This window comes from Kitasatospora sp. NPDC059146, assembly GCF_042786665.1.
Lineage (GTDB): Bacteria > Actinomycetota > Actinomycetes > Streptomycetales > Streptomycetaceae > Kitasatospora.
The window spans coordinates 118,709-144,897 of the sequence record NZ_JBHZCY010000007.1 but is presented as its reverse complement, the minus strand read 5'-3'; the positions used below and the strand labels follow the sequence as shown (position 1 = coordinate 144,897).

Annotated in this window: 23 protein-coding genes; 19 read left to right on the top strand and 4 right to left on the bottom strand. The window is 72.7% G+C overall.

Annotated features, from left to right (window positions below; all coding sequences use genetic code 11):
- Positions 1-333 precede the first annotated feature (333 nt).
- The 4 genes from ACFXPX_RS05095 to ACFXPX_RS05080 all read right to left on the bottom strand — a co-directional run bounded on the left by ACFXPX_RS05095 (position 334) and on the right by ACFXPX_RS05080 (position 4,380).
- Positions 334-1,155: an alpha/beta hydrolase gene (locus ACFXPX_RS05095; protein ID WP_380522495.1), complete on the bottom strand. Its 822-nt coding sequence runs from the start codon at positions 1,153-1,155 to the stop codon at positions 334-336.
- 196 nt (positions 1,156-1,351) lie between these two features.
- Entirely contained in the window at positions 1,352-1,798 is a 447-nt protein-coding gene (locus tag ACFXPX_RS05090) for a hypothetical protein (protein ID WP_380522494.1), read from the bottom strand.
- A gap of 183 nt (positions 1,799-1,981) precedes the next feature.
- Positions 1,982-3,697, bottom strand: a complete 1,716-nt coding sequence (locus ACFXPX_RS05085) for a hypothetical protein (protein WP_380522493.1) — start codon at positions 3,695-3,697, stop codon at positions 1,982-1,984.
- Positions 3,694-4,380, bottom strand: a complete 687-nt coding sequence (locus ACFXPX_RS05080; RefSeq protein WP_380522492.1) for a hypothetical protein — start codon at positions 4,378-4,380, stop codon at positions 3,694-3,696. The genes ACFXPX_RS05085 and ACFXPX_RS05080 overlap by 4 nt, the downstream gene beginning before the upstream one ends.
- A gap of 889 nt (positions 4,381-5,269) precedes the next feature.
- On the opposite strand from ACFXPX_RS05080, the gene ACFXPX_RS05075 reads away from it, so the two are divergent.
- The 19 genes from ACFXPX_RS05075 (at position 5,270) to ACFXPX_RS04985 (ending at position 26,183) form a co-directional block, all read left to right on the top strand.
- On the top strand, positions 5,270-6,373 hold the full coding sequence (locus tag ACFXPX_RS05075; RefSeq protein ID WP_380522491.1) for a hypothetical protein: 1,104 nt from the start codon (positions 5,270-5,272) through the stop codon (positions 6,371-6,373).
- Entirely contained in the window at positions 6,370-6,702 is a 333-nt protein-coding gene (locus tag ACFXPX_RS05070; protein WP_380522490.1) for a hypothetical protein, read from the top strand. Before ACFXPX_RS05075 ends, ACFXPX_RS05070 begins: the two co-directional genes overlap by 4 nt.
- Positions 6,699-7,301 carry a hypothetical protein gene (locus ACFXPX_RS05065; protein ID WP_380522489.1) on the top strand — a complete coding sequence of 201 codons (603 nt, stop codon included), beginning with the start codon at positions 6,699-6,701 and terminating at the stop codon, positions 7,299-7,301. Before ACFXPX_RS05070 ends, ACFXPX_RS05065 begins: the two co-directional genes overlap by 4 nt.
- A complete protein-coding gene (locus ACFXPX_RS05060) occupies positions 7,298-9,889 on the top strand; it encodes an ATP-binding protein (RefSeq protein WP_380591662.1) in 2,592 nt (863 codons plus the stop codon). Before ACFXPX_RS05065 ends, ACFXPX_RS05060 begins: the two co-directional genes overlap by 4 nt.
- On the top strand, positions 9,886-12,777 hold the full coding sequence (locus ACFXPX_RS05055; protein ID WP_380591660.1) for a hypothetical protein: 2,892 nt from the start codon (positions 9,886-9,888) through the stop codon (positions 12,775-12,777). The genes ACFXPX_RS05060 and ACFXPX_RS05055 overlap by 4 nt, the downstream gene beginning before the upstream one ends.
- 132 nt (positions 12,778-12,909) lie before the next feature.
- Entirely contained in the window at positions 12,910-14,040 is a 1,131-nt protein-coding gene (locus ACFXPX_RS05050; RefSeq protein ID WP_380522485.1) for an NlpC/P60 family protein, read from the top strand.
- Between the two features lie 9 nt (positions 14,041-14,049).
- Positions 14,050-14,721, top strand: a complete 672-nt coding sequence (locus ACFXPX_RS05045) for a hypothetical protein (protein WP_380522483.1) — start codon at positions 14,050-14,052, stop codon at positions 14,719-14,721.
- Positions 14,718-17,615 (top strand): ATP/GTP-binding protein, encoded by a 2,898-nt coding sequence (locus ACFXPX_RS05040; protein WP_380522482.1) that lies wholly within the window; start codon positions 14,718-14,720, stop codon positions 17,613-17,615. The genes ACFXPX_RS05045 and ACFXPX_RS05040 overlap by 4 nt, the downstream gene beginning before the upstream one ends.
- Positions 17,616-18,114: 499 nt before the next feature.
- Positions 18,115-18,690: a hypothetical protein gene (locus tag ACFXPX_RS05035; protein WP_380522481.1), complete on the top strand. Its 576-nt coding sequence runs from the start codon at positions 18,115-18,117 to the stop codon at positions 18,688-18,690.
- Positions 18,684-19,628, top strand: coding sequence for a hypothetical protein (locus ACFXPX_RS05030; RefSeq protein ID WP_380522480.1), 945 nt, complete (start codon positions 18,684-18,686; stop codon positions 19,626-19,628). The genes ACFXPX_RS05035 and ACFXPX_RS05030 overlap by 7 nt, the downstream gene beginning before the upstream one ends.
- Positions 19,629-19,674: 46 nt before the next feature.
- Entirely contained in the window at positions 19,675-20,367 is a 693-nt protein-coding gene (locus tag ACFXPX_RS05025; protein WP_380522479.1) for an SAF domain-containing protein, read from the top strand.
- Positions 20,367-21,185 (top strand): hypothetical protein, encoded by an 819-nt coding sequence (locus ACFXPX_RS05020; RefSeq protein ID WP_380522478.1) that lies wholly within the window; start codon positions 20,367-20,369, stop codon positions 21,183-21,185. Before ACFXPX_RS05025 ends, ACFXPX_RS05020 begins: the two co-directional genes overlap by 1 nt.
- Positions 21,178-22,734 (top strand): CpaF family protein, encoded by a 1,557-nt coding sequence (locus ACFXPX_RS05015; RefSeq protein WP_380522477.1) that lies wholly within the window; start codon positions 21,178-21,180, stop codon positions 22,732-22,734. Before ACFXPX_RS05020 ends, ACFXPX_RS05015 begins: the two co-directional genes overlap by 8 nt.
- Complete coding sequence (locus ACFXPX_RS05010; RefSeq protein ID WP_380522476.1) at positions 22,731-23,630, top strand: type II secretion system F family protein; 900 nt, start codon at positions 22,731-22,733, stop codon at positions 23,628-23,630. Before ACFXPX_RS05015 ends, ACFXPX_RS05010 begins: the two co-directional genes overlap by 4 nt.
- Positions 23,627-24,526 carry a type II secretion system F family protein gene (locus ACFXPX_RS05005; RefSeq protein ID WP_380522474.1) on the top strand — a complete coding sequence of 300 codons (900 nt, stop codon included), beginning with the start codon at positions 23,627-23,629 and terminating at the stop codon, positions 24,524-24,526. Before ACFXPX_RS05010 ends, ACFXPX_RS05005 begins: the two co-directional genes overlap by 4 nt.
- Positions 24,527-24,571: 45 nt before the next feature.
- Entirely contained in the window at positions 24,572-24,796 is a 225-nt protein-coding gene (locus ACFXPX_RS05000) for a hypothetical protein (protein WP_380522473.1), read from the top strand.
- Between the two features lie 54 nt (positions 24,797-24,850).
- Positions 24,851-25,270 carry a TadE family protein gene (locus ACFXPX_RS04995; protein ID WP_380522471.1) on the top strand — a complete coding sequence of 140 codons (420 nt, stop codon included), beginning with the start codon at positions 24,851-24,853 and terminating at the stop codon, positions 25,268-25,270.
- On the top strand, positions 25,267-25,740 hold the full coding sequence (locus ACFXPX_RS04990) for a TadE family protein (protein WP_380522469.1): 474 nt from the start codon (positions 25,267-25,269) through the stop codon (positions 25,738-25,740). Before ACFXPX_RS04995 ends, ACFXPX_RS04990 begins: the two co-directional genes overlap by 4 nt.
- The gene (locus tag ACFXPX_RS04985) at positions 25,737-26,183 is read left to right on the top strand and encodes a pilus assembly protein TadG-related protein (protein ID WP_380522468.1); all 447 of its coding nucleotides are present in this window, start codon (positions 25,737-25,739) and stop codon (positions 26,181-26,183) included. Before ACFXPX_RS04990 ends, ACFXPX_RS04985 begins: the two co-directional genes overlap by 4 nt.
- Positions 26,184-26,189: the final 6 nt, after the last annotated feature.

The window sequence follows — 26,189 nt, the reverse complement described above, 5'->3', positions numbered from 1 at the left end:
CTCTCGTTGAGTGCCGGGCGCCTTCGCGTACAGGGAGGTCAGGCGGGTGGCTCAGGCGGAACCGACGAGGCCGTCCGCGTCGGACTGAGCGCGCTCCGGATCGCCGCCGGGACGGGCCGCGGCAGGCGCTCGCCGGGACGCCCCGCGCTCAGCCCTGCTGGCCGGCCCTGCCCACCGTACGGCGGCGCAACAGCTGCTCCAGGCAGTGCGTGGCACCCGGCTTCCGGCTCCGCAACCCTCGCGATCGCCGACCGGGGCGGCGTAGCGCAGGAGCAACGACGGCCGGCACCGTCCGCGGTACGCGGGCAGTGCCGGCCGAAGCGGGGTGTCGGCTCAGCAGGCGGTGAGGAACCCGGTGATCCTCGCGATGACCTCGGCCTGCCAGGCCTGGGTCTGTGGGGCGAGGTACTGCGGATCGTCGTGCACCGCGAAGCCGTGCTGCGCGCCTTCCAGCTCGACGAGTTCGGCTTCCCCGCCAAACTCGAAGGTGAGCCGGCGGGAGTCGTCGATGGGGACGAAGGTGTCCTTGGTGCCGTGCACCACGAGGGTGTCAGCCATGATCCGGGGCAGCAGGACGGAGGGGTCAAGGTAGTGCACCTCGTTCAGCAGGGCCCGGCCGAGCGCGAACGGGCTGTGCTCGGTGAAGCCTTGGCGGTCCAGGTCGCGGGCGGCATCCTCGCTCAGGTAGTCGTCCCGGTTGTACGGCCGGGACGTGATGTAGCGGGCCCGGTAGTCGAGCCGCGGATTCAGCAGGACCAGCTTGTCCAGGAGAACCGGGTAGGAGGCTGCGACCAGGGCGGCGGCGCCGCCGGAGAACGAGGCCGCGATCAGGTGCGCGGGGACGTCCGCTGAGGAAGCCTCGGCACGGGCGCGCAGGTGGTGCGCGGCGGCCCTGATGTCGTTGGCGACGCCGGCGATGGTGATGTCCTGCTCGCTGCCGCCGCTGTCACCGTGGCCGCGCAGGTCGAAGCGCAGGTTCTCGATACGGGATGCGGCGAGCGCTGCGGCGAGCCGGGTGAAGAAGCCGCCTTCCTCGCGGGTGACGCCAGCACCGTGTACGAGCACGGCCAGGCCCTGCGGGTATTCGGTGGACGCGATGGTGCCGGACAGGAGAGTGCCGTCGAGAGAGGTGAACTCCGTTGCGCGATCAGCCATGCACCAATCGTAGCGATCCGGCAGGCAGTCGATCGGGCTGTCCAGCCTCCGCAGTGGGAATGCCGAGGGTCCCCCAGCGGGTCGCCACCACCTCATGATTCAGCTGCGCACCGACAGGCGGGCGAGCCCCCGGGCCGTGGCGAGCCGTCGTCCGGCGAGGCCTATGCCAGACACCTTCGCCGCCGCAGCGCTGGCGTCATTCCGGAAGATCGTCGCCGTCCACCAGTCCGAGGTGTCCACGAACGTAGGTCGACATCATGATCTGGTGGGCTTCGAGGAGGGTCTGGAAAGCGCCCAGGGTACGTGGGGCCTGCTCAACGACGGCCCGTCGGAACTCCTCCTCGGCAACGATCGCCGGATGGACGTAGGTGTCGCGGTCGCCTTCGTCCAGATCGAGCAGGCCGGCGGCGTCGGTCCACAGTGCGACGAAGCATGCGGCTCGGGCCGGCAGGCGCCACACCTCTGCATCGCGGGGCTGTGTGAGCGAGGCTGCGGTCAGTTCGGCGATGGCACCGGACACTTCGGCGTCCGCGCTCTGGTCAAAGAGTCCCATCCTGTCAACGGAGCGCAGTACGGCCAGGACATGTTCGGGACCGACTACGATCTCCTCCTCGCCGTGGGGGGTGCTGCGGCCCGAGGTCACGGGACCTCCAATGCGTCGGTGGTGGATCGGCACCGGGAAGGGGGCGCGGCCCGGGATGTTGTCGTCGGGGACAACGAGCCGGGTAGCGCTCGGTGTTGCCGCAGTGTCGGCAATGCTGACACGGGAATGCCGAGAGGCCCCGATACCGCACCGGGGCCTCTCGCTTCGACTGGGTGCTGGCCATCACATCGGATGTCCGATCGCCTTCTGGAGCGTGTCCAGGCAGTCCGGGCACATCGGCAGCGCCGGCGGGACTCCGGTACCCGGCCGCCCGCACCGCGGCCCTCCGAAACCGTCCGGACCGGGAGCCTCGCACCTCCAGGTCACCGCCGCAGAGGACGGACCGGGCGGCGCCGTCCGGGCCCGCTCGCTCGCACCCCGGCCGCTGGCGGCCTGGTCGAGCTCGGCCGTGCTCTGCTCCAGGTGCTCCCGTGCGCGATCGGCCTGCCGCTCGGCCCGGGCCAGGCCGCAGGCCCGGCACTCCTCACCGCTGCCGAGGATCACCCCGCGCTCGCAGTCGGACAGCTCGCAGTCCTGCGCGGCCAGGATCGAGGCGAGGTAGCCGACGGGGCCGCGGATCTCCCGGCGGGCGATCTTCTCCGGGACGCCGGCCCGCCACCATCCGGCGTTGATCCGGGCCAGGGCGTGCTCCGGCTTCCGTCCGGCCGACAGCAGGTCGCGCACCGCGCGGCGCAGCGGGGGGACCTTGATGGCGGGGTGCTTGCTGACGCCGAGGGCGTCGACCATGGCGAAGACCTCGTCTTCTCCTGGTACGGGCTTGGAGGGGGTGGTTCGGATGGTCTTGGTGCGGGGCTTGGTGGTCTTCGTCGCGGCGGAGCCGCTGTTCGGGTTCGGCTGGGTGCCCGCACTTTGGCGGCGAGCCGCACGGGCCTTACCACCTGTAGGTGCCCTTCGGGCGTCCGGAAGGGGCTCGCTGTCACTTGTCTGGTTACTGCTCTTAATGGTGTCCGTGTGGTGCGGCCACCCTGGTCCGTCTGGTGCGGCCACCCCCGTCCGCGTGGTGCGGCTACCCCCGTCCGTCTGGTGCGGCCACCCCCCGGTGAAGGCGGCGAGCTCGCGGTCCTCGCGGGCGGCGGCGCGGGCCCGCCAGAGGCGGGCGTCGAGGAGGAAGTAGGAGGAGGCGAGGCGGCCGCGTCCGTCCTGTCGGCTGTAGTTGTCCTGGGTGGCGAGGACGCCGTCGGCCCGGAGCTGGGCGAGGTTGCCGGTGACGGCGGTACGCCCCAGGCCGGTGCAGGCCATCAGTTCCTTGATGGTGGGCGGGCGCTCGGTGATGGAGCGGCTGTGGATGTGGCAGAAGCTGGCGACGGCTGCGTAGACGGCCTTGTAGACCGGGGAGCGCAGGCCGGTGCGGGCGATGCGGGCGTCGAGGCGGACGTAGTCGATGCCGGGTGCCCGGTGGACGCGGGGAATCGGGTGGCCGTCGGGGCCGAGTACGGGTGCGGGGCCCGGGGCGGCGGCGCGCTCCAGGAGCTGACGGGCCCACCGCTCCTTGTCGGTGAGACGGTAGACGTTGGCGTCGGGCACGGCCGGGTTGCCGGGTGCGGTCTGGGGCTCCACGAGGAGGAAGCGACGGTCGACCAGGTCGGTGGCGGCGCGGTCGAAGGTGTCGACGGAGCGGCCGAGGCACGCGGCGACGGTGCGCCGGTAGGGCAGGAGCGCCTGCCGGACGTCGCTCGACCAGGCCGCCACCTCCTCCGCGGTCAGGGTGATGTGCTCCTCGATGTCGCAGAAGGTGGCGAGCGCCATGTAGGCGGCCTTGGTGGTGGTGGGGCACGAGCCGTCGCGGGCGAGCCGGGCGTCGAACTCGATGTAGTCCAGCCCGCCGGGGGCGAAGGCGCCGTCGCCGTCGAGGGAGAGGCGGGTGAGGAAGTCGGTCACCGGGCCACCTCGACGTACACGCCGTCGCGGTCCGGGTTCCAGGCCGGCATGTGGTGGGCGTGTGGAAAGAGGAAGTGGTAGGGGTCGTCGAGCTGGGCGTCGATCGTCGCGGGCGCGGAGCCGATCTCGGCGAGCGCGGTGCGGACCGTGCGGGCGACGAGCAGCCACGCTTCCTGGGTGTAGGGGTGGGCGGGGCCGAACTCGATCGTGGCGTCGTCCGTCAGGTGGCCGGCCCGGGTCCGGGCGATGGAGGTGCGGCCGTCGGCGAGCGCGGTGTGGACGGCCGCGTACGACTCGCGGTACCAGCGCGGCGGCACGGGCAAGCCCGTCGGCTTCGGCGGGATCACCGCCGCGGGGCGAGCGTCCGGGGTGCGGGTGGCGGGGACGACGGCGATCGGCTGGATGCAAAGCGGGAGCTCCACCGCGCGACGTCGGCGGCGCAGGGCGGCAACGGCCCGGACGGCGAGGAGCAGCGGCCACACGAGGGCGAGCGTGAACCAGGAGGCTGCGGCCGCGAGGAGGACGGCGGGGGCGGGCAGGCGGAGTCGGCGGAGACAGGCCGCGTCAGTTCCGGTCAGCGCGAGGTAGCAGGCGCCGGCCGGGAGGTAGGCGGTGGCCGCCACCGCGAGCACCGCGGGGCAGCCGAAGTTGAGGCTGGGCAGCAGGGTCGGCGGCAGGTCCATCGTGGCTCCTCGGGCAGTGGTGATCAGTGACCGAGGTAACCCCGCACTCCTGGACGGACCCCTTGATGATCAAGGTTTGCCAGATAACGACTTCGCATCCGCGTGCCCATCAAGGGGTGCGGACGTATCTGGATGGCCCGCACCGCAAAGCTCCTGACTTCTTTGCGGAAGCGGGCTCGCTTGCGGTGCAGGCCCGCAAACGGCTCTTGCGGGGTGCGGGCCGCAAGGCGTCCTTGCGGTGCGGGGCGGGACTTTGCGGTGCGGGGCTGGCGCGGCCGGGGCGCCGTGCGCGGGTCGGGGCCGATCGCGGTGCGGGGCATCAATCCGGCCCCGGGCCAGCGCCGCCGCACCCCGCACCGCTTCCGCACGCACCTGCGGTGGACGTCCCAGTGCCGCGGGCCGAAGGCGAGGTCGAGGTGCGCGGCGGCCCCGGGCGGGGAGCGCCGATTCGGCCGGGCCAGCCCTCCGGCCGCTGCCCAGGGGAGGATCTGCGCTGGGGTCGACGGCCATCAAGGAGTCGTCCGCCCGGGGCCGGCCATCAAGGAACCCCGCCGGCCGCAGAGGTCCGGCATCAAGGAATCCGCTGGCGGGAGCCCGGCCATCAAGGTGTCGGCGGGCTGCGGGCGGACGGGGCCATCAAGGAATCGCCCCACCGGCCGGCCGGACCGGCCGCACACCTTGATGCCCTTCCCCGGAGGGGGCAGCACACCTTGATGGGCCATCAAGGTGGGGGCCCCGTACCTTGATGCCGCATCAAAGGTGCAGGTCAGAGGTTTGATGCTGCCCGTTGCGAGAGCGTTACCGGGCAGGTGTCGATCATCAAGGGGTCCATCAAGGAGTGCGGGGTTTCCTCCCTCGACAGCAACCGCTGACGACCTAGGAGACCCAGGTGAAGCCCACCTCCTCCCGGCGCGACCGAGCGCCGGACACCCCTTCCCCGATCGCCTCCGGCGCCGACCTGCGCCGCTCCCGTGTACGGACCCTGCTCATGTACGGAGGCGTCTGGGCGGCCCTGGCCACGGGCCCGCTGGCCCTGGCGGTGGCCGTCGCTGTCCCGCAGATGGCGAGCAGCGCGCCGGCCGCTGCGGCCGCCGCACCGCTCGTGATCGCCCCGCCGACCGGCTACGCGGAGAGCTTCGTCGACCTGTGGCTGCGCTCCGCCGGTGTCACCGACTCTGCGGCTCTGCGCGCTATGGCTCCCGGGGTCGACCTGCCGAAGGTGACGGCCGCAAAGACGGCGAAGGTGGAAAAGACCGTTGCGGTGCGGAGCACGCCGATGGGCGGCCGCACCTGGCAGGTCACCGTTGCGGCCACGCTCGTGCTGCCGCCCGTCGCCCCGCAAGGCGACTCGTCTGCGCAAGCCGCCCCGCAGTCCTCTCCGCAAACGCCCGCACCGCGTGCGGGGGTCTCCCCGCAAGGGACGGACGACCCCGCGCGGGTCGTGCGGTACTTCGCGGTCCAGGTGTCGATGGTCCGCTCGGCCGGCTCCGGCGGGGCGCCGGACTCGCTGGTGGTCACCGGCGCTCCGGCCCAGGTGTCGGCCCCGGCGGCGCTGGCCGAGAAGGACCCCGCGACGAAGACGTACGGGTCGCAGGTCACCGACGGCCCGCTGCGCGACACGGTGTCCGGGTTCCTGACGGCCTACCTGAGCGGCGTGGGTGACAGCACCCGCTACCTGTCCCCGGGGGCGCGGATCCCGGCGCCGGGCACCGCGGCGTACTCGAAGGTCGCCCTGACGAACCTGATGGCAGCCAGCGCGGTGCCCGCCTCGCCGCAGGACGGCGCGGTGCTGGACGTCCAGGCCGGCGTCCTGGCGAGCGACGGCACCGGGGACTGGCCGCTGGAGTACCCGCTGCGGCTGACCGCTCGCGCGGGCCGCTGGGAGATCTCGGTCCTCGCCCCTGCCGGCACCGCCCCGGGCTCCTCCCCCTCCTCTGTTTCCTCTCCCGGCGCTGTGGCGCCCTCCACCACTACGAACGGGGCCAGCCGATGAACCACGTCATGCTCGCCGGATCCATCCAGAACTTCGGCAACAGCTGGGCGAAGACGCTGCTCGACTGGGTGGCCAGCGGCCTGATGATCGCCCTGACCGCGATCGTGATCACTCACGCGATCCGGAAGATGTCGATCAAGGCCGCGATCGGCGGCGCCCTCGGCCTGGTGATCTGCTGGTCGCTGTTCACCGGCCGCTACTCGCTCTCGATGCTCTTCGAGAGCGAGTACAACGAGACCCGGCCCGCGACCACTGCCCCCCTCCAGGGCGCCGGCGAGTTGCAGCGTGAGCTGCCCGTCACGCTCACCGGCCAGCCGGACCGGTCGTGAGCAGCGCCGCGCGTCCCAGGGTCGGCCGCTCCTACACCAAGGCTCGCAGGCATCCGTGGGTGCTGGGCAAGATCGGCGACTGGCGCATCCCCTTGGGGCCGTACACGCCGCCGCAGTTGGTGGTGGCCGCCGTCGGAAGCTTCCTCCTGATCAAGACGGTCAGTTGGTGGTGGCCGGTCACCGGCCCCCTGCCGATCGTGGTCTGGGCGGTGGCCATCTGGGCCGCGCGGCACTCACGGATCGCCGGCCGGTCCCCGTTCCTCGTCGCTGCGGACGCCTTCGGGCTGCTCGTCTCCCCGCGCCAGGGCCGTGTCGGCGGCCGGGCGGTGCGCCCGATGCGCCCGGTGCTGATGGCCGGCAGCGCCTTCACCTTCGAGGACGTGCCCGACGACGAGGGCCTCCCGGAACCGGCCGTGCGGGAGTCGCCCGAGCGGGAGCCGGAGCACCGGGCGCTCAGCATCTTCGAACCCCGCCCTGCCGGTCCCGCTCCCGAGGCCGCGCCCGCCGCAGGCCCCGCTCCGGACACGGCCCTCACCCCCCTCCAGCAGATGCTCGCCGCGGCCGCCGCCGCCCAGTCCCAGAAGGGAGACGCACGATGAAGCCGTCGTTCCGTCACATCACCGGCAACCTGGTCTGGTCGACCACCGGCACCGTCTGGGCGTTCTGGCGGGTCACCCCGATCGGCTCGCGCTACTCCAGCGAGCTGGAGCGCCAGGACGTACTGCGCCGGGTCACCAGCCTGGTCCGCTCCCTGTCCGGCACCGCCCGGATCTACAGCCTGTGCGCCCAGGTCGCGCCGCGCGAGGTCGCCGAGCGCATCGCCGCCGACGTCGACCTGGAGGCGCACCCGGGCACGGCCGAGAGCGCGACGGCGGCGTGGAACCTGCTGGACGGCGCCGAGATGCACCGGCGCACCATCTGGCTGGCGGTACCGCTCCAGGCGCCCGGCCGCGGTGCGCAGCTCGCACAGGCGAAGGGCTCGATGTGGGCGATGTTCGGCGAGCAGGCCGGTCTGCCGGCGGCGCCGGTGCCCGTGAGCGAGGTGCAGGTGTATAGGGGAGTGGCCCGGCAGGTCGAGACCGGGTTCGGCGGCGGCTTGGAGATGCGTCCGGCCCGCCCGGCCGAGGTCGTCTGGATCCACCAGCACGCCGTGCACCGCGGCATGGCCGAGCCGCTGCTCGCCGACGCCGAGAACAGCCACCGCTACGGCGGCCGGATCGTCGGCACCCAGCTGCGTAGCCCCGGGTACGCGTCGTTGGGCCAGGTCCGGCTCCTGGAGGGCGGACAGCAGGAGGACGACGAGCAGGACGAGCACGAGGGCGGTGTGCGCGGCTGGTTCGCCCGCCTCGCCGCGCGGGTCACTGGCTCCGCCCTGTCGAAAGTGTGGTTGGAGGTCGAGACCGAGGACGCCGTGGGCTACCAGGCGCACCTGGCGTTGGAGGAGATCCCCGAGGCCGTGCACGAGGGCTCGGCGGACCTGCTCGCCCAGCTGGAGCTGCTGCCGTACCCGGTGGACGCGACGGTCGACCTGACGCTGGTGGAGGCGGCCAAGGCGAAGCGGCAGATCGCGAAGAAGAAGCGGGAGATCGCGGACCAGGCCGACCAGTGGGCGGCGCACCCGACGGGCATGCCGGACTCGTTGCAAGGCGCGGCCGAGGTGCTGGGCGAGCAGGAGGCCCGGCTGGGGCGCACCAGCGTGGAGCTGGAGGTGCAGTCCCGCACGGTGCTGACCGTGTGGGGGGCGACTGCGCAGGTGGCGGACGAGCGGGCCCGGGACCTGAAAGCGCGTCTGACGGGTGCGGACTACGGGGTGATCCGGCCGCGCGGCGGGCAGGTGCGGCTGTTCTCGTTCGGCCTGCCGGGGGCGCTGGCGGCTCTGCGCGCGCGGGAGAGCACCCAGTTCCAGTTGTCGGAGGACTGGGCGATGTCGGGTGCCTTCACGGTGCCGGAGATCGGTGACGAGTCGGGGCCGATGATCGGTCAGTCCTTGGACGTGGGCACGACCCGGCCGGTCTTCCTGGACCTGGCGTCGGCACCGCTGGCCAACATCGCGGCCAGCCTCGCGGTCCTGGGCGACCTCGGTTCGGGCAAGAGCGTGCTGCTCAAGCTGATCATCAGCACGCTGATCGACCGCGGGCACCGGGCGATCGTCATCGACCGCACCAGCCAGCGCGAGTACGCCCAGTTCGCGCAGGGCGTCGCGCCCGGCCGGCACCAGGTGATCGACGCGGCCGACGCGCAGGTGTCCATCGACCCGCTGCGGGTGCTGCCCCCGGCGGCGGGCGAGGCAGCGGCGCTGAGCTACCTGCTGCTCCAGACGCAGCTCGACCTCATGTCGCCGGGCGGCGCGGTGCTCAACCGGGCGGTCAAGGCGGCCGCCGTCGCCCGGCGCCCCCACATGAACCTGGTGCTGGAGGAGCTGCGGGCGATCGCGGAGGAGGGCGGCAACCGGGGGGACGCGGCGGCCGACGTGTTGGACCTGCTCGCCACGGTGTCCGACCAGAAGCTGGCCCGGATGGTGTTCGACCCGTCGCTGCCCGCGCTGTCGCTCAGTGATCTGTCCGCCGACCTGATCGTCTTCACCACCAACGGCCTGACCCTGCCGCCCAAGGAATCGCTGGGCCGGCCGGAGGTGCTGCGCACCCAGCCGCTGGAGGCGCTGATCGGCCGCGCCGTCTTGTACCTGATCGCGGCGATCTCCCGGCACATCGCGTTCACGGACCGCTCGCGCTTCGCCGCGTGCGTGTTCGACGAGGTGTATTGGCTGACTTCCAGCGCCGAGGGCTCCGCGTTGATCAAGGAACTGGCGCACGACGGCAGGAAGCACAACGCAGGATTCCTGGCCGGTGCTCATGACGCCCGGGACCTCGGGGACGAGACCATCGCCGGCCTGATCGTGCAGCGCATCCTCGCCCGCACCACGGACGAGTCGATGGCCCGCCGGGGCCTGGAGTTCCTCGGGCTTCCGGGCGACGACGAGGGCCTCGTACAGCTGGTCACCGGCGGGCTGTCGCCCCACGGCAACCCGAACAGGGCCGGGGAGATGCTCCTGCACGACACCCGCGGCCGGGTCGGCCGCATGCAGGTCATCGTCCCCAACCTGCCCAAGCTCCAGGGGATCTTCACGACCCCCGTCACCAAGTCCGCCTCCACCGGCGGCTCGCTCCGGAAGGCGCTCTCGCGATGAACCTCCCGACTCTCCCGGCGCCGCTGGCGCGCGGTGCGCAGCGTGCGGGTGCTGTCTGGCACCGGGCCGTGCGGATCTGGCGGGCGGTCAGCCGGTTCGCCGCCGCGTACTGGCCTGGCCGGCGGACCGTGCTGATCACCGCCGCCATGGTGTGGCTGTTCATGATGGCCGGGGCTTCGGCCGCCGAGGCGGCCGACGGCCACGAGCGCGGCGGCGTGCTGGCCCCGCTCAACGTCATGTCCTCGGAGGGTGCGCCGCTCGACAACTACGACCTCAAGAGCGAAAACGGCGGCGCCACGGACATCAGGAGCCACGTCTGCAATCTGATGCTGGGGGCGGGGTTCGCCCTGGTACGGATCCTGGTCGGCCTGATGTGCTGGGTCATCCAGTGGATCTTCAACTTCCCCATCGTCTCGACGCTGGTGAGCAGCGCGCAGAAGCTCGACGGGGCGTTCTTCGGCGTCGTCGCGAACGACCTGGGGCTGTACGCCCTGTTCCTGGCGGCCGGAACTGCGTTCGGGTCCTTGCTCATCATGCGCGGCAAGGTCGGGCGCGGCATGGGCGAGATGACGATCACCATCCTGCTGTCGACGCTCGTGCTGCTGCCGGCCCTGAGCCCGAAGAGCATCCTCGGCCCGGAGGGGCCGCTGATGCAGTCGCAGCAGGCCGCGCACGAGGTCGGCCAGGTCACCATCGGGGTCAACGGCCCCGACCCGGGCTGCAAGAGCGACAAGGACCGCGACGACCCCAGCTGCCCGATGCGGATGATCCTGACGCGGACCCTGGTCGTCCAGCCGTTCGAGCTGTTGCAGTACGGCCAGATTCCCGAGAACGGCAGCTGGCTGGCCGGGGTGCACAACAAGTACATCCACGGCCAGCTGAGCCGCGAGGGCAACTGCGACGACGTCATCGACCTGCCCGGCAAGGACGCGATCTGCGACCACGGCAGTTTGGGCTGGGACGCGCTCAAGGAGGAGTTGAAGGGCAAACACGGCCAGGAGGGCAAGGACGTCTACAACTACGCGGTCAACTCCAACTGGGACCGGGTGGGCGGCACCCTGCTGGTCTTCCTGGCGGTGCTCATCATCGCGATCGTCGTGCTCGGCATGTGCCTGGTGCATCTGGGCACGCAGTTCGCGGACGTGACCGCGGCCTCAGTCACCGGTGCCTCGCTGGTGGCGGCGATGCTGCCCGGCGGCAACAGGCGGTTCCTCTGGAAGTGGCTCGGGGTCTACATGACGTCGGTCGTCACCGAGTTCGCGGTCAGCGTCATGCTGCCGCTGTTCGCCCTGGGCGCGAACGCGATCATGACGAACTCCGAGAACACGCTCATGATCCAGCGTCTGTTGATCCTGGACGGGTTCGCGCTCGTCATCCTGGTCTTCCACCAGCGCATCTTCGCCTCCGCCGGCGCACTCGGCGAGCGGTTCGCCAACCGCATGCGCTACGCCAAGATCGGCGGCAGCCTGTGGCTGGGCGAGAACTCGGGGATGGCACTGGCCATGTCCCAGGCCATGGGCACGCTGTCCAACCCGTCCGGCGCGGCGGGCATGGGCGGGCGCGCAGGAATGGGGATGCTCGCCGGAGGCGGGCTCTTCGGCGGCGGCTCGGGCGTGCACGGGGCGCTGATGCGCAAGGCCCGGATCGCCGAGGGCCTCTCCGCGCTCGCCAGCCCCGGGCTCGGCAGGATGAACGCCGGCGCGATGGCCATGGGGGCCTACGGCGAGTTCCACCGCGGAATGTCCGCGCTGGCGCTGCCGTTCCACGCGGCGCACCAGCTGGTCGTGGGCAACCCCTTGCCGCCGCACAAGCTGGCCCGACGGATGAAGCCGGTCGGCCCGCGCGGTCCGCTCGGCGGCGTCCGCCCCGATGGCACCCCGGGACACCCCGGTGGCCCGGGCGGAACGAACGGCCTGATGAGCCGCCAGCAGATGACCGGGGGAGGACTCACCCCGGCCGGGCACGCGCTGCACAACACCCTGCTGAACACCCGGGCGGGACGGCTCGCGATCCGCGCCGGCCAGATCGGCAAGTTCGGCTTCAACGCGACCGTCGGCCTCCCGGCCACCTGGACCCGCCTCAACCGCAAGAACGACGCGATGTGGGACCACGTCGACAAGCAGTGGGAGCACTACTCCAACGTCCGCAAGGCCTGGTGGGGCGACCAGAAGGAAGGCCTCAAGGACTGGGGCCAGGACGTCACCCGCACCGGGCGCGCCGTCAAGACCGGCTACAACGCCGTGCAGTCCGGCTACAACCACGTCTACCATCGCGCGGCGGTGTTCGGTGACGTGCACTCGGCGGACCTAGGCGGGGCGCAGTTGCTCGCGGCCACGCACCTCGGGTACGGCATGGGCCCCACGGACACCTCCGAGGCCTTCGCCGACCGCCCGTCCTACTCGGCCACGGCCGGCCCGTGGGACGGCGGCGACAGCGCCTCCGGAGGCGGGCTGTCCACGGACGGCACCGTCAACGGACGGGTCGAGGGCGCGAACATCTCCTCCAGCGGAACCGTCACCCCGGACCGGCCGGGCTGGGGTGCCTCCGACCACGGCCCGAGCGACATCCGCTCGGCCCTGGGCCCGGACGTCGTCCCGCCCTCCCGGCCCACGATCGTCACCGATGACGGCCACGTCGTGGACACGACGACCGGGGAGATCCTCGCGGACCCGCCGGCCCGCCCCGCTTCCCCGGCACCGGACGCCCCCGCGGTCGAGGGCATCGACCCGGACGTGATGCGCCGGGTCAGCCCGGAGGTCCTGCGCTCCCCCGAAGGCACCTCCGTCGAGGCCCTGCGGCTGCGCCGCACCCTCGGCCACTCGCCCGACCAGGCGGGCGGCACGCCGCCTCCCGGGCCGTCGACCGGCCGCATCGGTGACGAGTCGTGAGGCGCAGCACGGACCGGCGGGCCGGTCGGCAGCAGATCAGGGAGGCCTGCGTGCCGGCCGGGTCCGATCGGCACGCAGGGCGGACGGCAGGCGGCGCTCGCCGCCCGGGAGACGACGGCGGGGGTGGTGAGGGTGTTCAAGCTGTTCCGGAAGCTCGGCTGCCTGGGGATGACGCTGCTGTGCACGGCGATCGGGCTGGGCGGAATCGTCGTCCTGGGCGTCCTGGATGTCCGCGACCCGGGGTCCACCGCCCCCGTCGGCGCGGTCAGCGACATCCCGGCGCGGATGATGAGCGCCTACGTCCGGGCCGCGGCCGGGATGGCGCAGCTGGACCCGCAGTGCAAGGGGATGACCTGGTCGCTGCTGGCCGGGATCGGCAAGGTGGAGTCCGGCCACGCGCAGGGGCACAGGGTCGACACCACCACCGGGGACATCACCCCTCCGATCATCGGCCCGATCTTGAACGGCTCGGGAGCGGGCGGCAACACCACGCCGGTGATGGACACGGATCACGGTCGGTGGGACGGCAATTCGCAGTTCGACGCGGCGGTCGGCCCGATGCAGTTCTTGCCGTCGACGTTTGCCGCGTACGCGGCGAAGGTGCACCCGCAGGACGGCGGGGCGGGCGCGAACCCGAGCAACGCCGACGACGAGACGTTGGCAGCCGCCCTGTATCTGTGCGACGGCGGCAAGGACCTCACGGACGCGGCCGTCCTGCGCAAGGCGATCCTTCGGTACAACAACAGCGGCGCGTACGTGGACGAGGTGCTGCGCTGGGCCCAGCAGTACGCCGCGCTCGGCACCACCCCGGCGCCCGGCGGCGGCGCGAGCTCGGACAAGGTGACGACCGTCATCGCGGCGGCCCGCAGCCAGTTCGGCCAGCCGTACTCCTGGGGCGGCGGCGACGCGAGCGGTCCGACCAGCGGCGTCTGCTGCTCGCAGGGCGGTCAGGACGGACGCACCGTCACGGGCTTCGACTGCTCCGGATTGATGACGTACGTGTTCGCGAAGGTCGGGATCAAGCTGCCCCGGCTCGCCGCCGACCAGGCCGAGGTCGGCCAGCGGATTCCGGCATCGGCCGGAGTCCAGGCGCTCCAGCCCGGCGACATGGTGTTCTTCGGCAACGCCTCGCAAGGGATCTACCACGTCGGCCTCTACATCGGGGGCGGCCAGATGATCAACGCCCCGAAGCCCGGCGACGTGGTCAAGCAGGCCGCGGTCTGGAACTACGACTACGCGGGCGGCGCCCGCCCGATCTCCTGAGAGGCCCCCGTGAAGAAGATGCCCCGCTTCCTGCCCGAGCTCGGCGCGATCGCGCTGCTCGCGGGCGGCCTTGCCCTCCTGCTCCCTGCCGCCCCGGCGCCGCACCACCCCGCCGCTGGGGCACCGGTCGCCTCGGCCCCGGCCGACGCTCCCGCCGGCACGGCGGACACCGGCGCCCCAGCACCGCCACCGGCACCGGTACCGGAGCCGACGAGGGCCGAGCCCCGGCCTGCCGCTACGCCGAACAGCGCAGCGCCGAGCCCGTCCGCCGCTTCGACCGTGGTGCCGTCCGGCGTCGCGGCCGCCGGTGACGGACCCGCAGGTGACCCCGCGATCCAGGCCGGGTTCGCCAAGGCGCACCCCAGCGACCTGGCCCCGCCAGACGCCGATGCCCTGGCGGCACTGGGCCGCGACGTCTGGCTCGCCGAGACCACCGGGGCCGGCCGGGAGAAGTGGCCCCAGTACTTCTCCCCCGGCCCGGGCGCGAGCGCCCCCTACTTCTACTCCGGCGTGCGGATCCAGGCCGCGGCCGCGCACTCGGACCCCGCCGTCCCGGGCGGCGCCCGCGTGGACCTGCTGTGGACCGGCACCTCCCCCACCGGCGACTACGGGGACCGCCGCCCCGCCACCGTGACCTTCACCCGCACCCGCACCAGCACCGGATGGGAGCCCACCCGATGAACGGCCAGACCAGCAGCACCTCCGGGTTCAAGTCCGCCCTGCACGTGGCGGGCGAGGTCCTGGCCTGGTTCGCCGACGCCGGGAGCTGGTGCCAGGACAACGCGGGGCTTCTCCTGGTCCTCCTCGTCCCGCCGGCCGTCGCCGCAGGGGTGGTCCACCAGGTGCTCACCCGCCGGGCACTCGCCCAGCGGACCCGCTTCATCCTGACGCCGACCCGGCGCTTCGCACCGACCACCGAGGACATCTGGCGCCAGATCGCGCTGCTGCTGCGGGCCTCCCGCAAGGGCCCCTGGTGGGCCCCTGCGGCGGCCCGCCGGCTGCGCGTGCTGCTGCGGGCGGACGGCACCGTGCCGCTGGAGTACTCGGTGGAGGCGCCGTCGGAGGCGGTGACGCTCCTCAAGAACTCCCGCTTCCAGGAGGTCACCGTCGCCGAGGCGCCGCCAGCCGACGACCCGTACGCCGCCCAGACCGCGCAGGACCGGCTGGACAAGAAGAACAAGGAGCTCCAGAAGAAGCGCAAGGCGGAGGCGAAGGCCCTCAAGGCGAAGGCGAAGGCGGCGGCCCTGGCGGCGAATGCCTCCGGCCAGGGCGTCGACCTCAAGAAGAAGCCCGGCCGCGGCGCATCCGAGGAGAAGGGCAGGCTGCACGCGGTACGGGCGGAGTTCGTCCTGCGCGGCAAGCCGTCCGCCGCGCTGCGCGAGGTCCCGCTGACGCCTGACCCGCTCCAGCCGCTGATCGACGCGGTCGCCGACATCCAGGCGGATCTGGGTGAGCTCGCCGAGGTCGTCCTCGACATCCAGGCCGTCCCCCGCTGGCACCTGCGCCTGCGGCAGTGGCAGATGATGCGCGAGGCCCGCGAGCGCAGCCGCAAGAACGCCCGCCGCGCGGCCCGGGACGCGGCCGCCGACGCTGCCGAGGCCCAGGACTCCCTGCGCTACCAGCTGCTCACCCTGCTGGATCCCTCACAGAAGGGCCCGTCCACCCTGTTGCCGACGGTGCGGCCGCGCATCGTGGACCGGGAGGAGGCCCTCGGGCGGCTCGGCAACGGCACCGGCCTGGTGCGGATCCAGCTTCTGGTGCGGTGCGTCTCCGAGCGCGAGGGCCGCGCCTACCAGCTGCTGGAGCAGCTGTCGGCCGCCCTGGACGTGTTCGGCGAGGACAGCCGGCTCGGCGCCGACGGCGGCCGGTTCCTCAAGTGGAGTTGGGGCGCGAACAGCTGGCACCGCCGGGGGTCCTTCGACCGCCGGTGGACCACCGGCCTGGTCGCCCCCCGGAAGCAGAACTGGGTGCACGTCAGCGAGCTGGCCGGGCTGCTCAAGCCGCCAACCGCCGATGCGGTGCTGCCGGTGCTCGCCTCCGAGCTGCCCACCTACGAGCTCGGCACCCCTCTGGTTCCGCACGGGCTGCTGGTCAGCGCCGACGGGCGCAGCCGGATCGTGGCCACGCCGGAGGAGGAGTTCCTGTTCTCCCTGGCGGTCGGCAAGGCCGGCGGCGGCAAGACCGAGCAGGCGATCGTGCGGGCGCTGGCGATCGCGCTGTCCGGCGCCGGGGTGCTGTTCATCGACCCGCACGGGGACAGCTGGGACTCGGCTGCTCCGGTCCTGGCGCACAAGCGGCTGGCCGGGCGGGTGCGGCGGATCGACCTCTCGCAGGCGGAGCGGGGCGGGGGCCTGCCCACCTGGAACCCGATCGGGATGGAAGGCGGGCGCAGCGCGGGGCGGGTGGCGGGCGCGGCCGTCGACTCGCTGGCCAACGCGCTGTCGTGGACGGACGCTGCTCATCCTCGGGCGATCGCGATCCTGACGAAGGCGGTGGAGGCGCTGGTGGCGCACAACCAGCGGGCGGTGGCGGCGGGCCGGCCGCAGGCGCAGGCGACGGTCCACCAGGTGCGGACCCTGCTGTCGAACCGGGGCTGGCGCAACGCGCTGCTCCAGCACCTGACGCCGGAGCAGCGGCGTTGGTGGGAGACGACCTTCCGCAAGTACAAGGCGGACGAGCTGGCGCCGGTGCTGAACCCGCTGGACCGGCTGGCAGCCAACGAGACCACCCGGGCGTTCCTGGGTTCGCCGACCGGGTGGTACGACATCCGGGCCGCGATGGACCGCGGGGAGATCATCTGGCTGTGCCTGGAGGGCACCGGCCCCTCGGACCGGCTGCTGGTCAGCATGATGCTGGCGGACCTGTTGCGCGCGGGTCTGTCCCGGCGTGATCTTGCGGCGCACGACCGCCGTCCCATGCACGTCTTCGGTGACGAGCTGATCAGCCTGGACGGCGTGGCCGGGGAGAGCATGGCCTCGATCGCCGAGCAGCTGCGGAAGTTCGGCGGGCGCCTGCACGTGATGACCCAACTGCTGGGCCGGGTCAGCGCGACGACACGGGAGTCGATCGTGCAGAACTCCAGCGTGGTGAGCACGACGGGCGGCTCGGTGGCGGCAGTGCGGCCGGTGGCGGAGGAGTGGCACGGGGCGGTGTCGGCGGCGCGGATCGCGGAGCTGCCGCGGTTCCACTCCTATGTGCAGGTGACCAACGGCGGCAACCGGGTCGGCCCGCTTCTGGTGAAGGGGCTCCAGGTGAAGGAGGTGTTCCGGCAGCTGCATTCCCCCGACCTGGTGGACGCGCTGGCCACCCGGGCCGACTCGGCGACCGGGGCCCGGCAGCTGCCGGCGCTCCTCAAGCGGGCGACGGAACAGGACGACGTGGTCCTGGAGTTCACCTCCCCCGCCCCGCCGTCCGACCGGCAAGGAGCGGATCGGTCCGTCGCCGCGCAGACGGACGCCGTCGAGGGCGCCGACGACGCTGATGCCGCCGAGGCGGGTGCGGAGGCCGAGACGAAGCCGGAGACCGGGCCGGTGAAGAGCCGGCGCGGGCGGCCGACCTCGCGGATCGTCTCCTGAGACTGCCGGTCCTGGCCTCACCGGCGTTCAGGCCTTCGCCGTCGATCTGATGCTGGGTGTCCTGAGTATTCGTACTCAGGACAGGCACAGGGTGTCCGGCAACGATGTCGGTGGGCTCATGGCCCCGGGTAGGCAGGCCGGGTGTGTTCCTGCTGGTCACGGCGCCGTTCAGGAAGTGACGAACAAATGGGGACATCCGGAACCAAAGCCTCAACTTCGGCGAGGGAGATGAACGGTGGCGGCCGAGCTACTTCAACGCGCAAGCATTTTTCCCTGGGATCTTGGCCGGATCTGTCCTATCGTGACTGGGTGGTACCTGTGCGAAGTCAGGGGTAGGAATACCCAAACGGACTTCTAGACCGCGCATATCGCCATAATCCTGGGTCCTCCGCAGACCTCAGAGTGACGATGCTCGGCCAAACCGGGTTAGGGGAGCAGCGGCGCACACCGCTGGACGGTCATCAAGCACGGCCTCATACCGACATCGAGGGGGAACACCGTGGCACACAGCAGCAGGGCGCGGATCACGAGCGCGGTCCTGACGGCGGCAGCGCTCCTGCTGGCGGGGTGCTCGGCACAGGAGAAGGCGGGCGAGCCGTCGCCCACGTCGACCGCACCGCTTCCCCCCTCCCCGACGGCCACGCCCACTGCCGACCCCACCGCTGACGCGAAGGCCGCCGTACTGACGGCGTACCAGGGGATGTGGGACGTGACGGTGAAGGCCTACAACCAGGGCTCGCTGGACGGCGTCGACAACTTGGAAACCTACACCCGAGACAAGGCACTCGCCGGAATCAAGGTGGCGGTCGCCTACTACCAGAAGAACAACATGGTGGTGCCGGGAAGGCCGCAGCTGTCCCCCGTGGTCCAGGCCGTGGACCTTGCGTCCTCCCCGGCCCGAGCCACGATCCGCGATTGCGTGGACACCGCAAAGTTCCAGCCGATCGACAAGACCACAGGGCAACGGTCGACTACGGACGGGACTGTGCGTCACGTGATGAACTCGGTCGCTCACCGGGTGGACGGCCACTGGCTGATCTCCGAGTCGGCATTCGACCGGGAGCAGACGTGCTGAGACCTCTGCGGTCCGTGACCGTCGGTGCGGTCCTCACCGCCGCCCTCCTCGCTCCGGCAGCCGCGGCTTGGGCCGACGGCGGCGTCGAATGCCCTCCGCAGGTCCCGGACTGCAACCTCCACGCCGGCGGAGGAGGCGGCACCAGCGGGGGCACCGGCGGCAAGCCGGGTGGTGGGGGAGGCGACGGTGGTGGTGGGAACAGCGGCGGCGGCGCGAAGTGCCTGATCGACGGCGCCGAGGCGGCCTGCTACGTCGACAAGTACGGCTGGTTCAACCCCAACGACAGCTGCTACTGGAAGGCCTACGACCCGCAGCCGCCTCCGGACAGTGACAGCTGGAAGCTCGCCACCGGCCTGCCGGCCGACTGGAAGCCCGGCCAGGGCGCTCTCTACAACCGGACCTGCACGGCGAAGGGCGCCGAGCTGATGAGCGGCGCCATGTACAGCGCCACTCCGCCGCCGGGGATGGGCGGCATGGTCGACCCCGCCCAGCTCGCCCAGCAGGCCGTGGACAGCATGCGGCTGACCGGCGCGGAGATCGGCATCGCCCCGAAGCCTGGATCGACATCGCTGGTGGGCCTTCCGGTGTGGCTGTGGACAGCCGTCAAGGACACCACCTGGGGCCCGAAGTCGGCCTCGGTGTCGGCGGGCGGCGTCACGGTGACCGCGACCGCGCACGTGGACCGGATCATCTGGACCACCGGCGACGGCTCGACCGAGACCTGCCGTACCGCGGGCAAGGCCTACCTGCCCGAGTACGGTGCCCGGCAGCCCGAATGCGGCCACACCTACACCAAGGCCGGCCGGTACGCGATCAACGCGACGAGCAAGTGGGTCGTGGACTGGACGGCGAGCACCGGCCAGACCGGGCGCATCACCACGGACCGCCAGGCGGCGACCGCGGTGGCGATCGCCGAGGCCCAGGCCCTGAACCAGTGAGCGCGGCCGCGAACGCCGCCAACTCCCCTACTCCCAAGGTTGTGTGATGGCACCGACTCTGACCAGGCCGCGGCGCGCTGCGGCCGGTGACGGCGCGAAGGACGGGCAGTCCGGGCCGCTGCCCGTGGCGGACCCGGGTCCGCGTCGTGGCCGGCGGCCCGCGCTGATGGCGCTGGGTGTTGCGCTGACCGCCGTCGGCGGGCTCGTCGCGGCCTACTACAACGTCAAGGCGGCCGACCGGGTCCAGGTCGTCGCCGTGGCGCACCCGATCCCCGCCGGGAAGATCATCACGTCCGACGACCTGCGGACCGCCTCCGTCATCGCGGACCCCGCGCTGCACCCGGTCCCGCTCTCCCGCGCCCACGACATCCTGGGGAAGGCCGCGGCCGCCGACCTTCCGGCTGGCACCCTGGTGACGGACGACTCTGTGCGCGCCGGTCAGCCGATAAGGGCGGGCAAGGACACCGTCGGGGTCCTCGCCAAGCCCGGCCAGCTGCCAGCCCAGGCCCTGCAACCGGGCGACGAGGTGCAGGTCGTCTCCACTCCCGGCCCCCAGGACGACAAGGCGGCTCCGAACACGCGGCCCTCCACGATCGGTGCGGTCGTCGTGCAGGTCGGTGAGGCCGACGCCAACGGAGTCCGCGTCGTCGACCTGGCCGTCGGACCGGTGGACAGCCCCGTCGTCGCCTCTTGGGCGGCCACGGGCCGCATCGCGATCGTCTTGAAGGCGAGGCCCTGATGCTCACCGCGCTGATCTCCGCGAAGAGCTGCGGGGTCACCACCACCGCTCTGGCCCTGGCCCTGGCCAGCCCCAAGCGCACCCTCCTCGCCGAGTGCGACCCGTCCGGCGGCACGATCCGCACCGGCTACCTCCAGGGCCAGCAGACCACCGCGGCCATCGGTCTGCACCGTCTGGCCACCGCGCAGCGCGACGGCACGCTCGCCGAGGTCTTCGAGCAGCACCTGGTGCCGCTGGACCGGGACGGGCACCGGCTGCTGCTGCCCGGGCTGACCGACCCGACCCAGTCGCCGTCGTTGGCCGGCACGTGGGAGCCCTTGCACCGGCTGCTGCGGGTGATGGAGGAGGACGGCTACGACGTGCTGGTGGACGCGGGCCGGGCGGTGGTCGAGTCGGCGACGGGCCTCAGCGACACCTACTCCCCCGCGCCGCTGCTGCGCCGCGCGGACCTGCTCCTGCTGCTGGTGCGCGCCGACACCTCGTCGGTGGCGGCGGCCGCCCCGGTGATCCGGGTGCTGCGCGAGGACCTCGACCGTCGGGGTGCTGGCGCCGGATCTCTGCGGCTGGTGGTGGTCGAGGACGGGCCGCTGAAAGCGGGCCAGATCGCCGCGGCGCTGGGCGTGCCGGTGGTCGCCACCGTGCCACACGACCCCGCCACGGCCGCGGCGCTGGGCTCGGGCGGCACCGTGCGCGGGCGCTTCGACCTCGCGCCGCTGGTGCGCGGTGCCCGCAGCGCCCACGAACAGCTCACCCTCGACGCCACCCGCCGCAGGGTCCAGCTGGCACCGCGGCCTGCCCAGGAGGCCACGCGTGTCTGACGTCATCACTCCCTCCGCCCCGGCCGACGAACCGGGTTCGCGGGCGGCGCGCTTCCGCGACGCCCTGCTGGCCGGCCACGAGGGCACCGGCTGGCGCATCCCTGCCGCCGAGGCCCCCCGGCCCGTCCCCGCGCCGTCGCTTCCCGCCGTGCGCACCGGCCCGGTCGTGGCGAGCGCCCCCACCGCCCCGCCGGTCCCGTACCCGGAGATCACGAAGCTGCGAACGCTGGTCGCGGAGCGGCTGGCCACCGCCACCGCAGAGAACCCGGGCATGTCCCGCGAGGACCGGCAGCAGCTCGGCCAGTCCCTGGTGACCAGCGTCGTGAGCGTGTGGGCCACCGACTACGCCGCCACCGCCGGCGCGCTCACCCAGGACGGCGAGCAGGCGGTACGGCGGTCGGTCCTCCAGGAGCTGTTCGAGGCCGGCCGGCTGCAGCCGTTGCTGAACGACCCGGACGTCGAGAACATCCTGGTCCGCGGGACGAGTACCCGAGTCGACTACCGCGACCGGCCCTCCGCCGAGGTCGGCCCGGTCGCCGAGTCCGAAGCGGATCTCATCGCCCTGGTCAACAACGTCGTGCGCACGCAGGGCCAGGGCGAGCGCAGCCTCACCCCGGCCACGCCCCTGATCAACTCACGCCTGGCCGACGGCTCCCGCCTCGCGGCGACCGCCTGGGTCAGCGACCGGCCCCACGTCGTGATCCGCCGTCACCGCACCCGCTCCCAACGGCTGGCGGACCTCCAGGCCTGGGGCACCCTCGACTCTACCCTCGTGGCCTTCCTCGCGGCGGCCGTCCGGGCCCGCAAGAACGTGGTCATCGCGGGCAGCATGGGCGCCGGCAAGACCAGCCTGATGCGGGCCATGGCCCTGGAGATCCCCCGGTTCGAGCGCATCGGCACCCTGGAGGACTCCTTCGAGCTGTGGCTCCACGAGGACCCCGAGGCCCCCGAGGTCGTGGCGCTCGAAGCCCGCGAGGGCAACGGCGAACGCGGGCCCGACGGCCGGCCGGTCGGCGAGATCACCCTCAGCGAGCTGTTCGAGCAGAGCCTGCGGATGTCGCTGCGCCGGGTCCTGGTCGGCGAGGTCCGCGGCGCCGAGGCGCTGCCGATGCTGCGCGCCTTCAACAGCGGCGACGGCGGGAGCATGGCGACCATCCACGCCAAGAGCGCGGAGATGGTCATCGAGCGCCTCGTCGAGCTGGTCGAGGAGGCCGGGCTCACCGACCGGTCGGCCTACCGCAAGATCGCCCTCAGCCTGGACTTCATCGTCTACGTGCGCCTCGTCGACGAGACCGCGATCGGCGGCAGCCGCCACCGCTTCGTCTCCCAGATCGTCGAGATCACCGGCGTCGGCGAGCGCGGGATCCCCTCCCGCCAGACCATCTTCGGCCCGCGCCAGGACCCCGGCGGCCACCGGGAACCGAGGGCCGTCCCGCACATGCTCCCCCAGTGCATCGGCGACCTCGTACGCGCCGGCCTCGACCCGACACTCCTCCACCAGCCGTGGGGCGCCTGGAAGCAGCAGCTGAGGACGGTGACGGCGCTGTGACCATCACGCCGGAGGTTCTGGTCGCAGGCGTCGGCGGCTCCGTCACGGTGCTGGGCGTCGTCGTGGCCGTGGCGGGGTTCGTCGGGACCGGCACCGCGCCGAAGGCCCGGCCCGAGGGGGCGCTGCAACGGCGCCTGCGGGCCGGGGCCACCGGGCTGCGCGGGCGCGGACGGCTGGTTCTCGGTGCCTCCGTGGTCGCGGGGCTCGCGGTGTGGCTGGTCTCCTCCTGGCTGCTGGGCGGTCTGCTGACGACCGCCGCGGCCCTGGGCATGCCGTGGATCCTCCAGCCAGGGCGCGGCAGCACGCGGCAGATCAAGCGGCTGAAAGCCCTCGAACAGTGGGTCCGCCGGTTGAGCAACATCCACACCGCCGGAACCTCGTTGGAGGCGGCGGTCACCGCGAGCCTGCGCAGCACCCCGCCCGAGCTGGTGCCGGAGATCTCGCGGCTGACGGCCCGTCTCGGGTCCGGCTGGCGCCCGCAGGAGGCCTACCGGGCCTTCGGGCACGAGATGAACGACGCGACCGCCGACGCCGTCGCGCTGCTGATGATGGGCCACGTCGAGGACCGCGGCGCGGGCCTGGGCCGGGCGCTGGAGAAGCTCGCCGACCAGGTCGGTGAGGAGGTGCGGATGCGCGAGACCGTCGAGGCCGACCGGGAGAAGCCGAGGGCCAACGCCCGGTGGGTCGCCCTGATCTGCCTGGGGGTGTTCGGCCTCTCCGTCCTGTCCGGCAAGTACGTCCAGCCCTACAGCACACCGTTCGGGCACCTCTACCTCCTCGCCCTGGCGGCCGCGTTCGGCGCGGTCCTGGTCTGGATGCGCCGCATGTCCCTGACCAAGCCGGCACCGCGGATCCTCGCCGCCCCGGACGACGACCGACAGGAGGACAGCCGGTGATCGCCGCCGCACCCGCCATCGCCGCCGGAGCCGTCACCGGCCTGGGCGTCGCCGTCACCATCGCCGGTGCCACCCGCACCCGCCCCGATCTGAGCGACGTGCTGCGCCGCATGGACGCCCGCCGGCTGGAGAACTTCGACCCGCGGCCGATGCGCAGCGCCGACTCCGCTTTGGAGCGCATCGGCGCCCGGCTGCTCGGCCAGGTCGGTGAAGGTCCGTTCCGGCTGCCGCGCCGCGACCTGGAGCTGCTGGGGCGTACCCCGGCCTCCCACGTCGGCCAGAAGGTCGGGTTCGCGCTGCTGGGGCTGCTGTTCCCGGCGCTGGTGCCGGCCGTCATCGCGCTAGCGGGCGGTTCGCTGCCCTTCGCGGTGCCGGCCCTGGTGTCCCTGGGGCTGGCCGCGGTGATGTGGATGGTGCCCGACCTGAACGTGAAGGAGGAGGCGGGCGAGGCCCGCAGGGCGTTCCGGTTCGGCATCGCCTCCTACCTGGAGCTGGTGTGCCTGGAGCGCGCGGCCGACGCCGGGCCGAGCGAGGCGCTGCGCAAGGCCGCGCTGCTGGGCGACGGCTGGGTGTTCGTCCGGCTGCGGGACACCCTCCTGCGTGCCGAGCTGAGCGGGGTCTCGCCGTGGGACGGCCTGCGCCAGCTCAGCGAGGAGCTCGGCGTTCCCGAGCTCGGCGCCCCGGCCGACATCATGGCCATCGCCGGCGAGGAGGGCGCCTCCGTCTACACGACGCTGGAGGCGCAGGCGTCCAGTCTGCGCGGCACCCTGCTGGCCGAGGAGCGCGCCAGGGCGAACATCACCTCGGAGAAGATGATCGTCCCCGTGACGGCCCTCCTGCTGATCATGTCGCTCTACATGGGCTATCCCGCCGTCGCGCAGATCATGTCCGCCTGAGCGGCGCCCCGTTTCTGTCATCCCTCTTCCGAAAGGACGTCCGTCATGCCCGACTTCGAGAAGGCGGCCTCGGCCGACCCCGTCATCCAGGCCTTCCTCACCCGCATCCGTTACCAGCTGTACAGACTGCGGGACGCCCGTACGCGCAGCGACTACGGCGGCATGTCCATCGAGGCCGCGATCATCATCGGCGCGCTGGTCCTGGCCGCAATCGGCCTGGGCACCTTCATTGCCACGAAGCTGACCGAGAAGGAGGCGGCGATCAAGTAGCGCGGCCCCGCACCCGTCGGCCGCATTCGGTCCTCCCACAGGAGCTGTCAGTCCATGTCCACACCACGCCCGGCCCCCCGGGCCCGCCGAAGGCCGCGACGCCGCGGGCCCGGCGGGGACCGCGGCGCGGTCTCCCTCGAACTCGCCATCCTCTTCCCCGCCGTGATGACGGTGATCTTCGTGATCATCCAGGCCGGGCTCTGGTACCACGCCCGCGGCGTCGCCCTGTCCGCCGCCCAGCGCGGCGTCGAACGCGCCCGCATCCAGGGCGCGACACTCGGCCAGGGCACCGCAGCGGCCCAGGACTTCCTGGACCGGGCCGGAACCTCCGTCAGCGGCCGCTCGGTTTCCGGCAGCGACGGCCAGACCGTGCGCATCGACGTGACCGGGACGGTGGCCACCTGGATCCCCGGGCTCAGCCTGCCGGTGCACCAGCACGCCTCGGCCCCGCGCGAGCGGGTGACCGCCCCGTGAACCTCCTCCACCGCCTCCCCTCGGCCGCCCGGCGCCTGCGCCGCCGTCGCGGTGACCGGGGCAGCGTCAGCCTGGAACTCGCCATCCTCGCCCCGGTGCTGCTCGGGATGCTCGTCGTCATCGTGGCCGCCGGCCGCGTCCACCTCGCCCGCAACGTCGTCGACGACGCCGCCCGCAACGCGGCCCGGGCCGCCTCCCTCGAACGCGACGCCGCCTCCGCCCGCACCGCGGCGCAGCGCGTCGCCCGCCAGACCTTCCAGGACCAGGGCCTCACCTGCACCGGCCTGTCGGTGACCGTGCCCACCTCCGGATTCCAGGCCCCGCTGGGCACGCCGTCCTCCGTCACGGTGAGCGTGCGCTGCACCGTCTCCCTGTCCGACGTCGCCTTCCCGGGCCTGCCCGGCAGCACCACGGCCAGCAGCGACTTCACGTCCTCGATCGACGCCTACCGCGGAAGGCCCACAGCATGACGCCCCGCCCGTCCCGGCCGGCCGGTCTGCGCCGCCTCCTCGCCCGCCGCCGCGCCGCAGGCGACCGGGGCAGCATCACCCTGTTCGTGGCCGTCGCCACGGCCACCATCATGCTGCTGATCGCCTTCGTCATCGACGGCGCCGGCAAGCTCCGCGCCCTCAACCACGCCGAGGCCGCCGCCCAGGAAGCCGCCCGCTCCGGCGCGCAGGCCGTCAACGCCGGGCAGGCCATCTCCGGAGGCGGCGTCGCCATCGACCACAACGCCGCGCAGCGCGCCGCCGCCGCCTACCTCCGCAGCGCCGGCGTCGCTGGCACAGTGACCTGGGGTGGCGACGGTTCGATCAACGTCTCCGTCACCGAGACCTACCACCCCTACTTCTGGCCCGGCGACATGACCGTCACCGGCCACGGCAGCGCCACGCTGATCGTCCAGGGAGGCTGACCCCCT

Bases quoted from the DNA above. Each gene is read 5' to 3' on its own strand.
- ACFXPX_RS05055 (WP_380591660.1), top strand. From the start codon at position 9,886: ATGAACCTCCCGACTCTCCCGGCGCCGCTGGCGCGCGGTGCGCAGCGT.
- ACFXPX_RS05080 (WP_380522492.1), bottom strand. From the start codon at position 4,380: ATGGACCTGCCGCCGACCCTGCTGCCCAGCCTCAACTTCGGCTGCCCC.
- ACFXPX_RS05060 (WP_380591662.1), top strand. From the start codon at position 7,298: ATGAAGCCGTCGTTCCGTCACATCACCGGCAACCTGGTCTGGTCGACC.
- ACFXPX_RS05020 (WP_380522478.1), top strand. From the start codon at position 20,367: ATGCTCACCGCGCTGATCTCCGCGAAGAGCTGCGGGGTCACCACCACC.
- ACFXPX_RS05000 (WP_380522473.1), top strand. From the start codon at position 24,572: ATGCCCGACTTCGAGAAGGCGGCCTCGGCCGACCCCGTCATCCAGGCC.
- ACFXPX_RS05095 (WP_380522495.1), bottom strand. From the start codon at position 1,155: ATGGCTGATCGCGCAACGGAGTTCACCTCTCTCGACGGCACTCTCCTG.
- ACFXPX_RS05070 (WP_380522490.1), top strand. From the start codon at position 6,370: ATGAACCACGTCATGCTCGCCGGATCCATCCAGAACTTCGGCAACAGC.
- ACFXPX_RS04985 (WP_380522468.1), top strand. From the start codon at position 25,737: ATGACGCCCCGCCCGTCCCGGCCGGCCGGTCTGCGCCGCCTCCTCGCC.
- ACFXPX_RS04995 (WP_380522471.1), top strand. From the start codon at position 24,851: ATGTCCACACCACGCCCGGCCCCCCGGGCCCGCCGAAGGCCGCGACGC.
- ACFXPX_RS05040 (WP_380522482.1), top strand. From the start codon at position 14,718: ATGAACGGCCAGACCAGCAGCACCTCCGGGTTCAAGTCCGCCCTGCAC.
- ACFXPX_RS05025 (WP_380522479.1), top strand. From the start codon at position 19,675: ATGGCACCGACTCTGACCAGGCCGCGGCGCGCTGCGGCCGGTGACGGC.